12 protein-coding genes are annotated in these 15,882 nt (G+C 69.8%); 9 read left to right on the top strand and 3 right to left on the bottom strand.

All coding sequences use genetic code 11. The features are described 5' to 3' along the window. The first annotated feature begins 15 nt into the window (after nt 1-15). The 8 genes from ABZ725_RS45570 to ABZ725_RS45535 all read left to right on the top strand — a co-directional run bounded on the left by ABZ725_RS45570 (nt 16) and on the right by ABZ725_RS45535 (nt 10,661). A complete protein-coding gene (locus ABZ725_RS45570; protein WP_358808264.1) occupies nt 16-1,650 on the top strand; it encodes a hypothetical protein in 1,635 nt (544 codons plus the stop codon). After that, a complete protein-coding gene (locus tag ABZ725_RS45565) occupies nt 1,647-3,458 on the top strand; it encodes a glycoside hydrolase family 3 N-terminal domain-containing protein (RefSeq protein ID WP_358808263.1) in 1,812 nt (603 codons plus the stop codon). The genes ABZ725_RS45570 and ABZ725_RS45565 overlap by 4 nt, the downstream gene beginning before the upstream one ends. 48 nt (nt 3,459-3,506) lie before the next feature. Beyond that, nucleotides 3,507-4,178 carry a TetR/AcrR family transcriptional regulator gene (locus tag ABZ725_RS45560; RefSeq protein ID WP_358808262.1) on the top strand — a complete coding sequence of 224 codons (672 nt, stop codon included), beginning with the start codon at nt 3,507-3,509 and terminating at the stop codon, nt 4,176-4,178. A gap of 151 nt (nt 4,179-4,329) precedes the next feature. Next, nucleotides 4,330-5,994: an AMP-binding protein gene (locus ABZ725_RS45555; RefSeq protein WP_358808261.1), complete on the top strand. Its 1,665-nt coding sequence runs from the start codon at nt 4,330-4,332 to the stop codon at nt 5,992-5,994. Then, on the top strand, nt 5,991-6,749 hold the full coding sequence (locus ABZ725_RS45550) for an enoyl-CoA hydratase/isomerase family protein (protein ID WP_358808260.1): 759 nt from the start codon (nt 5,991-5,993) through the stop codon (nt 6,747-6,749). The genes ABZ725_RS45555 and ABZ725_RS45550 overlap by 4 nt, the downstream gene beginning before the upstream one ends. Nucleotides 6,750-6,753: 4 nt before the next feature. Further along, nucleotides 6,754-7,503, top strand: coding sequence for an SDR family NAD(P)-dependent oxidoreductase (locus tag ABZ725_RS45545; RefSeq protein ID WP_358808259.1), 750 nt, complete (start codon nt 6,754-6,756; stop codon nt 7,501-7,503). A 37-nt stretch (nt 7,504-7,540) separates the two neighbouring features. Then, a complete protein-coding gene (locus ABZ725_RS45540) occupies nt 7,541-9,292 on the top strand; it encodes a CocE/NonD family hydrolase (RefSeq protein ID WP_358808258.1) in 1,752 nt (583 codons plus the stop codon). Between the two features lie 19 nt (nt 9,293-9,311). Then, nucleotides 9,312-10,661: an alpha/beta hydrolase domain-containing protein gene (locus ABZ725_RS45535; protein ID WP_358808257.1), complete on the top strand. Its 1,350-nt coding sequence runs from the start codon at nt 9,312-9,314 to the stop codon at nt 10,659-10,661. A gap of 100 nt (nt 10,662-10,761) precedes the next feature. Here the strand turns inward: ABZ725_RS45535 and ABZ725_RS45530 are convergent, their stop codons facing one another. Continuing rightward, on the bottom strand, nt 10,762-11,529 hold the full coding sequence (locus ABZ725_RS45530; protein ID WP_358808256.1) for an SDR family NAD(P)-dependent oxidoreductase: 768 nt from the start codon (nt 11,527-11,529) through the stop codon (nt 10,762-10,764). Nucleotides 11,530-11,609: 80 nt separating this feature from the next. Between ABZ725_RS45530 and ABZ725_RS45525 the strand changes: the two genes are divergently transcribed. Then, on the top strand, nt 11,610-12,185 hold the full coding sequence (locus tag ABZ725_RS45525; RefSeq protein WP_358808255.1) for a helix-turn-helix domain-containing protein: 576 nt from the start codon (nt 11,610-11,612) through the stop codon (nt 12,183-12,185). Nucleotides 12,186-12,201: 16 nt separating this feature from the next. On the opposite strand, the gene ABZ725_RS45520 is transcribed toward ABZ725_RS45525, so the two are convergent. Both ABZ725_RS45520 and ABZ725_RS45515 read right to left on the bottom strand, forming a co-directional pair. After that, on the bottom strand, nt 12,202-14,694 hold the full coding sequence (locus ABZ725_RS45520) for a glycoside hydrolase family 2 TIM barrel-domain containing protein (protein ID WP_358808254.1): 2,493 nt from the start codon (nt 14,692-14,694) through the stop codon (nt 12,202-12,204). A 401-nt stretch (nt 14,695-15,095) separates the two neighbouring features. Continuing rightward, complete coding sequence (locus tag ABZ725_RS45515) at nt 15,096-15,818, bottom strand: hypothetical protein (RefSeq protein ID WP_358808253.1); 723 nt, start codon at nt 15,816-15,818, stop codon at nt 15,096-15,098. Nucleotides 15,819-15,882 lie beyond the last annotated feature (64 nt).

Genomic DNA, 15,882 nt, shown 5'->3' with positions numbered 1-15,882 from the left:
GACCAGGCAGCGTTGATGTATCGCAGTCGCTTCGACTACACCGGCCTGCGGCGGCCGACGAGCGAGCGCTTCGACGTGCGCAGGCTCAACCCGCCCAACCGCCTGTGGGGCGCCAACGGTGTCACGTTCGGTCCCGACGGCCGGCTGTACGTGGCCCAGTTCCTCGCCGGGCAGATCAGCGCCGTGGACCCCGCGTCCGCCGACGTCGAAGTCGTGGTGGAACTCGACAGTCCTGTCCAGGCGCCGGACGACCTCGCCTTCGGCGCGGACGGCTCGATGTACATCACCGATCTGACGCCGGGCCGGGTGTGGCGCCGTAGCCCGTCGGGCGACTACAGCCTGGTCTCCGACTCGCTCCGGGCACCGAACGGCATCACCTGCATCGGGGACCGTCTCTTCGTCAACGAGATGGCGATGAACGGCCAGTTGCTGGAGCTGTTCCCGGACGGCGGCGACCCGGTCGTCCTGACCGACGGGCTGGCCTTCGGCAACGCCATGCAACTCGGCCCGGACGGCTACCTGTACTACCCGCACATGATGGACGCCCAGGTCTGGCGCATCCCCCCGGACGGCGGCACACCCGAGCTGTTCGCGACGGACGTGCACGACCCGGTCGCGGTCCGCTTCGACCAGGGAGGCACCCTGACCGTCCTGTCCCGGGGCATCGCCGGCATCGTGACCCGTGTCGACCTCGCCACCGGTGACCGGTCGGTCGTCACCTCCGGCGTAGCGGGTCTCGACAACGCGGCCTTCGACGCGGAGAACCGTATGTACGTCTCCAGCTTCGCCAGCGGCGGAGTCACGGAGATGCACGCCGACGGCAGGATCCGCGAGATCGTGCCGCGCGGCCTCGACGGACCCTACGGGATCACCGTCGACCTCGGCGGTACGGTCCACGCGGCCGACCACTACCGCCTGGCCCGGCTGACCGGCTCCCCCACGGACCAACCCGGCGGAGCCACCCCGGCGTTGATGCCCTTCGTCCACGCCGTCACCGCGGACGGCGGGCTCCTGCACATGACTTCGCAGTTCGGCGAGGTGCGCACCGAGGACCCCGCACACGACACCGTACGGGTGCGCGCGACCGGCCTGAACGAGCCCGGCGGACTCGCCGTCGCACCGGACGGTTCGCTCGTCGTCGCCGAGTCCGGCGCGGGCCGGGTCCTACGGATCGACGAGACCGACACCCTGACGGTGCTCGCCGAGGGACTCACCCACCCCGTGGACGTGACCTTCGACCACCGTGCGACCTGCTACGTCAGCGACGACCGGCTCGGTGCGATCCTCCGCATCGACGACGGCGAGGCGGTGACCTTCGCGGACGGACTCGGCGCGCCCCAGGGGCTCGCGGTACTCGACGACGAACTGTTCGCCATCGAGGTCGAGCACCGCCGATTACGGGCGATCTCCCTCACCACCGGGGAGGGCCGCATCGAGGCCGAGGACCTGGCGGTCGGCCTGCCCCCGGGAATCACCCGCCCCCACCCGGGGCCGGTCTCGCCTCCCGCCGGTCCGCCGCGCCAGTTCGCCGGACTGGCCGTGGGCCCGGACGGCTCCCTCCTCCTGTCGGCGAACGGAGAAGGAAGCGTGCTGCGACTGACTGCGGCTGGACGAGACAGCCGAACGACCGTGAAGGAGACAGGTAATTGACCCGCACAAGCCCGGCCGCCGTCTCACCCCGCAACCGCTTCCGCGGGGGCGCGACGGCCCCGTACGAAAACCCGTCCCTCCCGGTCCCGGAGCGCGTCGAGGACCTTCTCGGCCGGATGACGCTGGAGGAGAAGGCCGGGCTGATGTTCCACAGCCAGGGCGTCATGGGCCCCGCCGGCGAGTTCGTCGAGGACGCAGCGCGGATGCAGTGGGGCGAGCTGGTGCGCGACATGGTCGAGAACCGGCACATGAACCACTTCAACCTGGTCGGCGCCGCCGAACCCGAGGAGATCGCGGCCTGGCACAACAAGGCACAGCAGGTCGCGCTGTCCACCCGCCTCGGCATCCCCGTGACCCTGTCCAGTGACCCGCGCCATCACTTCACCGAGAACTGGGCCATGTCGGCGACGGCACGGGGCTTCGCCCAGTTCCCGGAGACGACCGGCCTCGCCGCGATCGGTGACGAGGTGACAGTGCGTCAATTCGCCGAACTGGTACGGCGCGAATACCTCGCCGTCGGTATCCGGGTCGCCCTGCACCCGCAGATCGACCTGGCCACCGAGCCGCGCTGGTCACGGACCAGCGGCACCTTCGGCGAGAACGCGGACCTCACCGGCCGGCTGGCCGCCGCCTACATCAAGGGGCTTCAGGGCGAGGCCCTCGGCCCGCACTCGGTCGCGGCGATGACCAAGCACTTCCCTGGCGGCGGACCGCAGAAGGACGGCGAGGACCCTCACTTCCCGCACGGACGCGAACAGGTCTATCCCGGCGGGATGTTCGACCTCCACCTCGCACCCTTCCTCAAGGCCCTGGAGGCCGGCACCTCGCAGATGATGCCCTACTACGGCATGCCGGTGGACACCGACATGGAGGCCGTCGGCTTCGGCTTCAACCAGGGCGTGATCACCGGCCTGCTGCGCGAGAGACTCGGCTTCGACGGCATCGTGTGCACCGACTGGAGCCTGCTCAACGACACGGTCTACGGAGCGGCCCGGGCCTGGGGCGTCGAGCAACTCACCCCGTCCGAGCGGACGTTGAAGGTCATCGAGGCCGGCTGCGACCAGTTCGGCGGCGAGTCCTCCCCCGACCTGGTCGTCGACCTGGTCCGCACGGGCAAGGTGTCCGAGGAACGTATCGACACCTCCGTACGGCGCCTGCTGCGCGAGAAGTTCGTCCTCGGCCTGTTCGAGAACCCGTTCGTGGATGTCGACGCCGCCGCTTCGATCGTCGGTACGGTGGGGGCGGCTCAGGCCGGACGGAGCGCCCAGAGCCGTTCCCTCACTCTCCTCAAGAACACCGACGCCATGCTCCCGCTCGCCGAAGGCACCCGCGTCTACGTCGAGGGCGTCGACCCCAAAACCGCCGCCGAGTACGGCACCGTCGTGGCCGCCCCCGAGGAGGCCGACGTGGCGATCCTGCGGCTGCGCACCCCCTACGACGAGCGCACCGGCCCCCTGGAGCGGTACTTCCACGCCGGCCGCCTCGCCTTCGACGCGGACGAACTCGCCCCCGTCCTCGACGTGTGCGCGAAGGCGCCCACCGTCGTCGACATCTACCTGGAACGCCCCGCCGTGATTCCCGAGATCGCCGACGCGGCGGCCGCTCTGGTCGGGAACTACGGCGCGGGCGACGGCCCGCTGCTCGACGTACTGTTCGGCCGGCGAGCCCCCGAGGGCAGGCTGCCGTTCCAGCTGCCCCGCTCGATGGCCGACGTGGAACGCCAGCGGTCCGACGTGCCGAGCGACGGAACGGACCCCGTGTTCGAGTACGGCCACGGGCTCGCCTACGCGACACCGGGCGTGGGGTGAGTCCGTCGTCCTCGATCATGGCTTCGGGGCCTCACAGTACGATGAGGCATGACGTCGTACCCGAACAGTTCGTCCCCGGTGGGGAGTGGCGCTGCCGCGCGGACCGGCTCGCGGACCGGTCGGCGTGCGGCCGGCACCGGGCGCAAGCGTCTCGACGACGACCGGCGGGCGGAGCTGCTGGGGCGGCTCCAGGCGATCGTCCTGGCGGAGGGCTTCGCCGGGCTGACCGTCGACACGCTCGCCGCCCGACTCCAGTGCTCGAAGTCCACGCTGTACGCGATCTCCTCCAACCGCCACCACCTCGTGGCGACCGCTCTCAAGAGCTTCTTCCACGACGCGGCGGAGCGGGTGGAGAAGGAGGTCTCCGAGGTCGCGGACCCGGCCCAGCAGATCGCCACGTATCTCGCGGCCGTGGGCCACCAGATGCGCCGTATGTCGGTCGCCTGCTACGAGGACATGCTCGACGACGATCTGACCCGGGAGATCTACACGGTCAACTCGCTGGCCGCGACGAGCCGGGTGCGCGGGATGATCCACGCGGGCGTGGAGTCGGGCGACTTCCGCGCGGTGCACGCCGAGTTCGTCAGCCGGTCCGTGGGGCTGCTGATCGACGGCATCCACAGCCGTGAGCTGCTCGTCTCGACGGGTCTGTCCTCGGGGGACGCCTTCGTCGAGCTGAGCGATCTCGTCCTCGGGGCGGTCTCCAAAACCGCTCGCTGACCGGCGGGCGGCGCCTCCACCACGCCGTACACACACTCATCAGGGTCGTCGCCGCTCACACCCTTGATGAATACTTCACAGAGTACTAACGTACGCGAAATCGTACCCGCACATCGAAGGTCGCCTTCGTCGTTCCGTTATGAGGCAAACGATGGCCCTCTCCGATCCCCGCTCTGCCGCCGACCCGCTCGACCGGGTCCAAGAGCTGGTCACCCTCTACAGCGACCCGCACGCGAGCGTCGCCCACCTGCTCTGCGACGGGCATCCGTCCGACGCCGTCGCCTACACCGTCGTGGAGCCGGACCTGTCGGCCACCGTGCTCACGTACGGCCGGCTGAAGACGGAGTCCGAGCGGTTCGCCGCCGCCCTGGCCGACCTCGGCGTCGGCCCGGGCGACCGGGTGGCGACACTGATGGGCAAGAGCGCCGACTACCTCGTCGCGCTGCTCGCGACCTGGCGGCTCGGCGCGGTGACGGTGCCGCTGTTCACCGCCTTCGCGCCCCCGGCCATCGCCCTGCGGCTGCTGGCCAGTGACGCCAAGGTCGTCATCTGCGACGAGACGCAGCGGGCGAAGCTCGAAGCGGGCGAGGACATCCCGGCCGACGCGAAATGGCACGTCGTCGTCAGCGGCGGTACCGGCCAGCCCGGTGATCTTCGCTTCGCCGAGCTGCTCGACGCCCACACGCCCGGCCTGCCCGCCGCCGCCCTGGGCGGGGACGCGCCGCTCGTGCACATCTTCACGTCCGGTACGACGGGCCGCCCCAAGGGCGTCGTCGTGCCCACCGCGGCGATCGCGGGCTTCCGGCTCTACGCCGAGTTCGGCTGCGGGGTGACCGGGGACGACGTCTTCTGGAACGCCGCCGACCCCGGCTGGGCCTACGGGCTCTACTTCGGCGTGATCGCCTCGCTGAGCCTGGGGGCACCCAGCGTGCTGCTGCACTCCGGGTTCTCCGCCGAGCTGACCTGGCGGGTGATGGACGACCTCAAGGTCACCAACTTCGCCGCCGCCCCCACCGTCTACCGGTCGCTGCGCGCCTCCGGTGTCCCGGTGCCGGACGGTCTCGCGCTGCGCTGCGCGTCCAGTGCGGGTGAACCGCTGACGCCCGAGGTCAACGCCTGGGCCGAGGAGACGTTCGGCATCCAGGTGCATGACCACTACGGGCAGACCGAGGCGGGCATGCTGATCAACAACCACCAGCTCCCGGCGCTACGACACCCGGTGCGACCGGGGTCCATGGGCCATCCGATGCCCGGGTGGAGCCTGCACGTCCTGTACGAGGACCGGGACGAGATCGCGCCGGTCGGCACGGTCGGCCGGATCGCCGCCGATCTCGCGGCGAGTCCGCTGGCCTGGTTCCGGGGGTACGAGGGCGATCCGGTGAAGAGCGCGGAGAAGTTCAGCCCCGACGGCCGCTGGTACTACACCGGTGACGTCGGCCGGGTGGACGAGGAGGGCTACTTCCACTTCTCCTCGCGCGACGACGACGTGATCATCATGGCCGGCTACCGCATCGGCCCCTTCGATGTCGAGTCCGTCCTGGTCACCCACCCCTCGGTCGTCGAGTGCGCGGTGATCGCGGCACCCGACGAGGTCCGCGGCGAGGTCCTGGAGGCCTTCGTCGTGCTCCAGGACGGCGTGGACGCCTCCGACGCGCTGGCCGTCGAACTTCAGCAGTTGGTGAAGAAGCGCTTCGCCGCCCATGCCTACCCCCGCACGGTGCACTTCGCCGACCACCTGCCGAAGACGCCCAGCGGAAAGATCCAGCGATTCGTGCTGCGTCAGCAGCGCCAGACCGACCCAGGGGCCCACGCGTGACCACAGCGGTACTCACCGAGCAGACCGGCGCCGTCCGCCGGATCCGGCTCAACCGGCCCGAGAGCCGGAACTCGATCAACCCGGACCTGATCGAGTCCCTCGACGCCGCCGTCGCGGACGCGATGCGCGACCCTGACACCGAAGCCGTGGTGATCTCCGGGAACGGCCCGAGCTTCTGCGCCGGAGCCGATCTGCGCCATCTGCTGGAACTGGCCCGCACGGGCGGCGATCCACTGGCGTTCCTCGGCACGGTCTCCGAATGCTTCACCCGGCTGGAGGTCGCGCCGAAGCCCGTCATCGCCGCCGTGCACGGCCATGTGGTCGCCGGCGGCCTGGAGTTGGCGCTCGCCTGCGACGCGGTCGTGGCCCGGGCGGGCACGGTCATCGGCGACGGGCACATCCGCAACGGCCTGCTGCCCGGGGCCGGTTCGAGCGTACGGCTGCCCCGCAAGGTCGGCGAGCCACTGGCCCGGCGCCTGGTGCTCACCGGTGAACTGCTGCCTGCAGAGCACTTCGTGCCCAGCGGCTTCGTCCAAGTCGTCGCCGAGGAAGAGGAGTTCGAGGCCTCCGTCACGGCCGTGGCGCGGTCCTTCACGGGACTGCCGCCCGGCCAGGCCTGGTTGAAGCGGTTGCTCGCCGACCCTGGTGTCCCGGAGGCCCTGTTGCAGGAACTGGACGTGTTCGCCGAGCACTGGCGCGAGCAGGACATCGCCGCCAAGCTCACCCATTTCTTCGACCAGCGAGCCGTGAGGTAGCACCGTGCGACGCTATGCAGACCAAGTCGTCCTGATCACCGGGGCCGGGCAGGGCCTGGGCCGTGCCATGGCCCTCCGATTCGCCTCCGAGGGCGCCCGGTTGGCGTTGTGCGATGTCAACGACGCCTCGGTGAAGGAGACCGCCGAACAGTGCGGCGGTGTCGACGTGCGCACGTCGGTCGTGGACGTGGCCGACGCCGGGCAGGTCGACGAATGGGTGGCCGGCACGGTGTCTGCCTTCGGCCGCGCGGACGTCCTCGTCAACAACGCCGGGGTGATCCGGGACAACCGCCTGGAGCGGATGACCGACGACGAGTGGGACGCCGTCGTCGATGTCAGCCTGCGGGGCATGTTCCACTGCTGCCGGGCGGTGTTCCCGCAGATGAAACGGCAGGGCTACGGCCGGATCCTGTCCTTCTCCTCCATGTCCTGGCGTGGCAACTTCGGGCAGGTCAACTACGCGGCCGCGAAGGCCGGTGTGGTGGGCATGGCCCGCACGATCGCCCTCGAGGGCGCCCCGCACGGCGTGACGTCGAACGCGATCGCGCCCGGCCTCATCGACACCCCGATGCTGGCCTCGATGAACGCCGCCGGCCGCGCCAAGCTCGCCGCCCGGGTGCCCATGGGGCACATCGGCGACCCCACGGACATCGCCGAGGCCGCTTCCTATCTGTGTTCGGAGGCGGCCCGGTACGTGACGGGCGTGGTCCTGGACGTGGACGGCGGGATCAGCATCGGCAGCGCCCTGCGCTGACCGCACACCACGGATCGACGTGAAAGGGCACAGAGACATGGCTGATGTGGCCGACACCGCTGAACTCGTAGTCGAGAACGACGTGATGGTCCCGATGCGCGACGGCGTCCGCCTGCGCACGGACATCTTCCGACCGGCCGGACCCGGCCCCCACCCGGTGCTGCTCCAGCGCTACCCGTACACCCCCCGCGACGGCATCTCGGCGATGTTCGCGCAGACCATCGCCCGCCAGGGCTATGCCGTGATCGTGCAGAGCTGTCGGGGCCGGTTCGGCTCCGAGGGCGAGTTCTATCCCTTCGTACCCGATGTGGAGGACGGCTACGACGCGGTCGAGTGGGCGGCGGCCCAGCCGTGGTCGAACGGCAAGGTCGGCATGTGGGGCATGTCCTACAGCGGCTTCTCGCAGTGGGCCGCCGCCATCGCCCGGCCGCCCCACCTGGCCGCGCTCGCTCCGTTCACGTGCAGTTGGGACTGGAGCGAGAGCACCTGGTACTACGCACCCGGCGTGCTCCACCTCGGCCTCGCGCTGAGCTGGAGCGGTCTCATGACCACGGAGGAGGCCGATCGCCGGGGCGTGCCGTCGCCGCTGCCCGGATTCGCCGCCGCCGGCCGGATCATGGACGAGCGGGGCCTCGGTGACCCGGCGAAGCTCGCCGAGCTGATCCGGCTGGAGATGGAGGACACCCGCGGCATGCTCGGCCACCGCCCGCTGCGGGACGTCGAGCAACTGCGGGAGCTGGCACCGTGGTTCCGCGACCACTGCGACCACGACGACGGCAACGACCCGTACTGGCGGCGGATCAGCGCCGCCGCCCACGCCGACGACATCGACCTGCCGGTCTTCCATCTGGCCGGCTGGTACGACTTCTTCGCCAAGGGCAACCTGGACGCCTACACCGCCCTGGCCCACGACGGCGCCACCGAGCGGACCCGCGAGACACAGCGCCTGGTCGTCGGGCCCTGGAACCACAACTGCGTACAGATCCGGCCCGACGCCGACCAGAACGCCGGAATGTTCGTCGACTTCGGCCCCGACGCCCCGGTCATGCGGTTCTTCGCCCACCACCTCAAGGGCGAACTCCCGCACTACCAGCGGGAGGAGCCGCCGGTCCGGCTGTACGTGATGGGCGACAACGTCTGGCGCGAGGAGCAGGAGTGGCCGCTGGCCCGGACGCTGTGGACCCCGTACTACCTCCACGCCGACGACGTCCGGAGCCTGTCGACCCAGGCGCCCGCCGATGAACAGCCGGACCGGTACGTGTACGACCCCAGCGACCCGGTGCCCGGCTCGCTCCGGACGGGCGCGACGTACAACGACCCCGTCGACCTCGAAGTGGTGGCCGGCCGATCCGACGTGCTCGTCTACTCGACTCCCCCGCTGGAGGCCGAGGTCGAGGTCACGGGTCCGGTGAAGCTGGAGCTGTGGGCGTCGTCGTCCGTGGAGAACACCGACTTCACGGCGAAGCTGATCGACGTCTTCCCCGACGGCAGCGCCGTCCCCGTCTGCCAGGGCGTCGTCCGCACGGGCCACGGCGTGAAGGAACCCCGGACGCCGGGGACACCGTACCGCTACGAGATCAGCCTCTGGTCGACGAGCACCGTCTTCAAGGCCGGACACAGCATCCGACTCGACATCTCCTCCAGCGAGTTCCCCACCTTCGACCTGAACCCGAACACGGGTGAGCGCATCACCCACGCCACCACGGACAAGACGGTCCCGGCGATCCAGCGCGTCTTCCACGACGAACTGCGCCCCTCCCGCCTGATCCTCCCGATCATCCCCCGCTGACGAACCGTCAAGGAGCGTTATGGAAGCCGTAGTTCCCGCCGTAATGCGCCGATCGCCGGACGGCGACTCGCCGCCGTTCTCCCCCTACAGCACCCACGTCCCCTCCCTCGACACCTACGACTACGTCGAGGAGGAGTGGATCGCCACCGGTGAGGAGGACGGGCACGCCTACGCGACGACGGTGCTCGTACGACGCCCCCGGGACGGGGCGCGTTTCAGCGGCACCGTGATCGCCGAGCCGCTGCACGTCCACGGGATCGCGCCGATCTGGATCTACAGCGCGCCCTACATCCTGCGGTCGGGGCACGCGTGGGTCGAGATCACCGCGCAGAAGACCACCCTTGACCTGCATGTGAAGGCCTCCGCCCCGCGGCGCTACGAGTCCCTGCACATCGAGGGGCCCGACAGCGCGGACTTCGACATGAACGCGAACCTCGGCGACCGCGAGGCGTCGAAGGTGTTCTTCGGCGAGCTGAAACGCCGGAACCGCGCGACGAGCGCGATCCTCGCCCAGGTCGGAGCCGCCCTCCGATCGCCCGCGGGACCGTTCGCGGGCACCGAGCCGGCCCAGGTCCTCCTCGTCGGACACTCGCAGACCGGCTGGGTCACCACTGCCTACATCGGCGACACCCACGACGTGCGGCGCCTGGCCGACGGCTCGCCCGTCTACGACGGCTTCTTCCCGTCGGGCTTCCCTCTCGCCCCCTTCCACGACGTCGACGTGCCGATCGTGCAGGTCATGAGCGACGGAGACGTCTCCGTCCCCGACTACTCGTTCGTCCCCGGCCACGAGGGCCGCAGGTACCGGCGCGAGGACAGCGACAAGCCCGGCGACCGGTTCCGTCTCTACGAACTCGCCGGCATCCCCCACATGGGCACCCGCTACGCGCCGTACAACGACGTGTCGCTGTGGAAGGCCAACTTCCCGGACGACGACGTCACCTTCGGCCCCAGGATGAACAGCCTGCCCCACTTCGAACTGTTCAACATGGGCCTGCACCACCTGGTCGAGTGGGTGGCGAACGGCACGGTGCCGCCCCGCGCCGACCGCCTGGAGGTGGGCCCCGACGGCTACTTCACCAAGGATGAGCACGGCAACACCCAAGGCGGGGTGCGCACCGCCCAGTTGGACGTACCGCACTCCACCTACCGACCCAACCCGACCAATCCGGACGGCACTTCCAGCCATCTGACGGTCGGCAGCGACGAGCCGTTCGACGCGGCGAAGCTGCGGGAGCTGTACCGGGACTCCGCCGACTACCTCCAGCGCTTCGAGCAGCGCCTGGACCAACTCATCGGCGAGGGCTGGCTGCTCGCCGAGGACGCCGACGATCTGCGCCGCGAGGCACGGGAGTTGGAGATCCCGTAGCAGCAGCTGAGGGAACGGGGAGACCCTCCCCGTTCCCTCAGCTGCCTCCCCCTACGACTACCGGGAGGTCGAGGTGACCCTTCCCGTGCTGTGAGCGGCTCTAGACGCGCATGGTGGTGCCGCCGTCGACGCACAGGATCTGGCCGGTGGTCCATTCCGAGAGGTCGGAGAGCAGGAATGCGACGGTGGCGCCGATGTCCCGGGGCTCTCCATGGCGTGGCGCCGGCGTCCCCGTGAGGATCATGTCGCGGAACTCCTCGGGGAGGTTCAGCTTCGTCGCCTCCGTCATCACCAGGCCAGGGGCGATGCCGTTGGCGCGGATGCCGTCCTTGCCGTACTTGCGCGCGACATGGCGGGTCAGCGCGCCGATGCCGGCCTTCGTCACCGAGTACGCGACCTTGTCCGCCATACCGGCGTAGACCGCGCCGGACAGGGTGTTCACCACGGATCCGCCGCCGCTCGCGATCATGTGGGGCAGGGCGTGCTTGAGGGTCAGCAGGTAGCCCGTCAGGTTGACGTCGATCGTGCGCTGCCAGGCCGCGAGGTCGATGTCGACGACGTTCGTGTCCTTGGCGACCTCGTCGGGATGGATGTTGGCGGCCACGTTGAAAAGCCCGTCGATCCGCCCGTACTCCTTCACCGTCCGGTCGATCTGGTTCTTGACCTGCCCCTCGTCCGAGATGTCGACGACCATCGCGACGCCGTCTCCGCCGGCGTCCCGAGCGGCCCGCAACGTGGCCTCGGCCGAGGCCTCCACGACGTCGCTCACCACGATCGTGGCGCCGCCCGCACCCAGGAACTTCGCCGTCGCGGTGGCGAGCCCACCCGCACCTGCGAGGACGACGACCTTGTTGTTGAGGCCTTCCATCAACGATCTCCTTCAAGCCGAGTGCCACGTTCCAAGAAACGTACAGTGGTGTACGGATAATGACCAGTAGTCTGCGACGCATGTCAGAAGAGGCTCAGCGCACGAAACGGCGAGACGCCGCCCGCAACCGGGAGCGGCTGCTGACCGCCGCCCGCAAGGCGTTCGCCGAGCACGGCCCCGACGTCGCCTTCGAGGAGATCGCCCGCGCCGCCGAGGTCAGCCGGACCACGATCTACCGCAACTTCCCCACCCGGCAGGAACTCGCGGCGACGGTCTACGAGGACAACGTCACGCGCATCGAGCAGCACTCCGCGGGACTGGGCGAGCGCCCGGACGCCGTCGTACGTCTCCTCGACTTCGTGCTCGACATGCAGCGCGACAACCGGACCCTCGCGCACATCCTGTCCGGCGCGGACGTCACCTGGCTGACCCGCCTCTCCAGCAGGACCGTCGCGGCGTTCCAGCCCCACTTCGAGCGCGGCCGTGCGGCCGGACTCGTCCGTCCGGACGTCGAGGTCGAGGACCTGATGCTGACGTTCCCGATGGCGGCGGGAGCGATGGCGGACAACGACGTCGTCCATCGCGAGGAGTTGAACGCCCGCGTCCGCGCCATGCTCCACCGGGCCCTCTTCACGGGCCAGGAGCGCCACGGCTGACGGACGGCCGCAGGCCCTACGGCGGCTCGATCGCGTCCACGACGACCTCGACCGGCGCGCACCCGGCCGCCGTGACGGTGACGCCGATCTTTCCCGCTCCGCTCGGCCGGACGACCGCGACGGCCAGTCCGTCGTACGTGCTATGCGTGGCGGAGGGGAACGTCTCCTCGGTGGCCGGGTTGCCGCTGCCCATCCCCTGCAACACACCCGGGCCGGTCACCGTCACGGTCACCTGGCGCTCCGCCACGAACCGATGTCCCTCCCTGTCGACGAGGGAGATCTCGACGAACGCCAGATCGGAGGCGTCGGCCCGGATCACGGCTCGGTCGACGACCGCCCGGAGCAGCACGGGACCGGTCGCCGACCGCAGGCCGAAGCGGCCCGTTTCGACGCCGTCGCGATAGGCGATCGCGGTGACGGCCCCTTCTTCGTAGAGGGTGTCGAAAACGGTGCGGAACCGGTGGTCGCAACCCACGGGCCTACGGCCGATCGACCGGTCGTTGACGAGCAGTTCGACCTCGTCGGCGTCGCTGTAGACCTCGACCACCACGGGGCGCCCCTCGAAGTCGCCCCAGCTCCAGCTCGCGACACTGTCGCTCCACGCCCATGGACCGACCTCGACCTTTTGGCCGTGGCGCGAAGGCCGCTGCACGGCGATGTACGGCTCGGCGCGCAGGCCGTACACGATCTCGCGGTAGTAGGAGGCGGGTCGTCGCCACCCCGTGATGTCGATGTCGCCGCACCCGGCCACCAGCCAGGGATACGGGCCGCTCAGCGGCTCGCCGGGGTGCTCGTCATCGGGGTAGCGGCCGCGGCCGATGCCTGCCTCGCCGAGGTAGTCCCAGCCTGTCCAGGTGAAGTCGCCGAGGACGTGGGCGTTGCGCTCGACCAGGTCCCAGTACCGGTCGATCCGCGTCGGGAAGGTCTCGGTGCCCAGGATGATCCGGTTCGGGAACAGTTCGCGGTCCGTTTCGTAGCGGCCGTCGAGGTAGTTCATGCCGGCGACGTCGAGCACGCCGAACGACTCGGCCGTCTTGCGGGTGACGATCTCGGAGGATCCGATGCCGTTCATCAGGTCGCCGAGATCCGACATCAGCGTGTTGATGCCGGGGCTGTCATCGCCGACAGCGGGCGCAAGGTCGGCGTCCGTGGGCTCGGGCTCGAGTTTGGGCTCGGGCTTGGGCTTGGGCTGCATCATCTCGACGACGTCGGGCAGCACGGCGAGCATGCCGTTGACGGCGTTCGTGACGAACCTCGTGTCGTCGAGCGCGCGCACCTTCTCGGCGAGTCTGCGGCCCCACACCCCGCCCCTGGGCGTGCCGGTCTCGGGGATCTCGTTGCCGATCGAGTACAGGACGACGCTGGGGTGGTTGAAGTCCCTCGCGATCATCGACTCCAGGTCCCGCTCCCACCACTCCACGAAGTGCAGGGCAGCGCCGAACTCGGTCTTGCCCGTGGTCCACATGTCGAAGGCCTCGTCGATCACCAGCATGCCCAGCCGGTCGCAGGCGTCGAGCATGGCCGTGCTGACGGGGTTGTGCGAGGACCGGATCGCGTTGAACCCCGCCCGTTTGAGGATCTCCACCCGGCGCTCGTCCGCCCGCGCGATGGTCGCGGCGCCGATGACGCCGTTGTCGTGATGGACGCACGCGCCCCGCAGCTTCACCGTCTCGCCGTTGATCCGCAGTCCCGAGGCCGGGTCCAGCTGGAGCCGCCGGATGCCGAATCGGACCGTCCGCGACTCCGACAGCCGGCCGTCGTCGTACAACTCGACGGTGACGGTGTGGAGTTGCGGGGTGTCGACGCTCCACAGGGCGGGCTCGTCGACGTAGTGCCTGAGGCGGCTGACGGCCGGCTCGCCGGGCAGCACGGTCACGACGACGGACGACGAGGCGACGGCCCGGCCGCCGGGGTCGGTGATCTCCGTGCGTACCTCGACCGTGCGCGTGGCGGCGGAGTCGTTGACGATCGTGATCTCGGCTTCCACGACCGCCAGTTGAGGCTCGATGTCGGGTGTGCGGACCCGGATTCCGTCGACCGCGAGATGCACCGGCTCCAGGACGTGCAGCCATACGTCCCGGTAGATGCCGGCGCCGGTGTACCAGCGGCCGTCCTGGTGGTTGCGTGCCTCGACGTGGATCTCGTTGCGGCCCGCGCGGACCAGGTCGCTCGCGTCCACCAGGAACCGGGCGTATCCGGAAGGGCGTTGACCGGCGTAGTCGCCGTTCACATGGATCACGGCGTCGCGGTACACGCCCTCGAACTCAAGGACCACCCGCTTGCCGGCCTCGGCCTCGGGGAGGTCGAAGACCTTGCGGTACTCGTAGACGCCGCCGGGGTAATAGGCCGTCCAGGCTCCCCGCGGCAGTTCGGGATCGCGGGTGCGGGCGATCATCGCGTCGTGCGGCAGGGTGACGTCCTGGTACGGGACGGCGGCTCCGCCCATCTCGGCGAACGGGTTGGACTTCTCGCGGTACTGCCATCCGCCGTTGAAGCTGCTGCGGCTCATCAGCGTTCCTCCGGGTCGGCCACTTGGCAAGAGGAAACGTACGCCACCGTACGGATCGCTGAACAGAGGGCAGCGCGAGGGAGCCGACCGGGACAGCTCCGAGGTGTGGCGAGCATCGCAACCAGGGAGGCTCTCACGGCCCAGAGCGCCGAAATCGACCAACGCGGTGCCGTCGGCCGGGATGCCCACACCGTGGTCCGTGACCGACAGCAGTCAGGAGCAGATCGACCACATCTGGTGGCGAGGTACGTCGGGTACTCGGGGGCGGGTGCTGGACCAGCCGAGATCGAATACGCCACCCGCCTCGCAACATCCCAGCTCAACGCCCGAGCCCGGCCCTGGGTACGGGGAAGACTCGCACCACCAACTCGTCTACCGTGGCGCCGATATGGGTACATGACTCAGTCGTCGTCGCCGGTGTTCTCGCTCGGCAGGAACGTCTGGCGCGCCCAGAGGCTCAGCACCGCCATCCCACCGACCAACAGCGGCACCGGGTCTCGGGCAGGAGGCGCCAACACATATCCCAGCGCCGTGACCGTGCAGACCGTCAGGGGAATGAACGCGGCCGCACCCTCTATCCCCCATCGCAACGTCGGCTGAGCAGTGCCCAGGACGCTCGCCCCACCGGGCGCCCAAGGGCTGACAGCGACCACCAGCAGGCCCGCGGTATTGCAGGCGTCGGCCAGCTGACAGGACATCACCTCGGGGCTGTGGGGACCGACCGTCCACACTCGCAGAGTGTCGCCGATCAGCATGAGGGACAGCCCGACGATCCCCACCCACAGAACAGCTCTCTGGTCGCTCCGTACGAGACGGCGCAGGGCGAACAGAAAACTGAGGAACACCACCTCCGCGGTCCACAGGACACCGACCATCCCCGTCCCCAGCCTCCAGCCGTCACTGGCCCCCCGCAGCAGCACCCATCCCGTCATGAGCACGGCCCCGGCTGTGACGACCCCGTCAAGCACGCGCCGCAGCAACACACGCCGGCCGTTGCCGGCATCGGCCGCGACCACCAGACCGGCCATCCCCAGGCCGATCGCCAGCGTCACTCCGGTGACCACCACCGAACCGAGCAGCGATCGCTCGTACGGTCCCGAACCCGGAGGCTGAGCCGACAGCACGTTGACCGCCCCCCGGTACACACCCCCGGCCACCGCCGAACCCCCCAACAGCAACAGACGCGTC

It is taken from the genome of Streptomyces sp. NPDC006872, from assembly GCF_040635845.1.
GTDB lineage: Bacteria > Actinomycetota > Actinomycetes > Streptomycetales > Streptomycetaceae > Streptomyces.
This window is presented reverse-complemented; position numbering and strand designations above follow the sequence as displayed.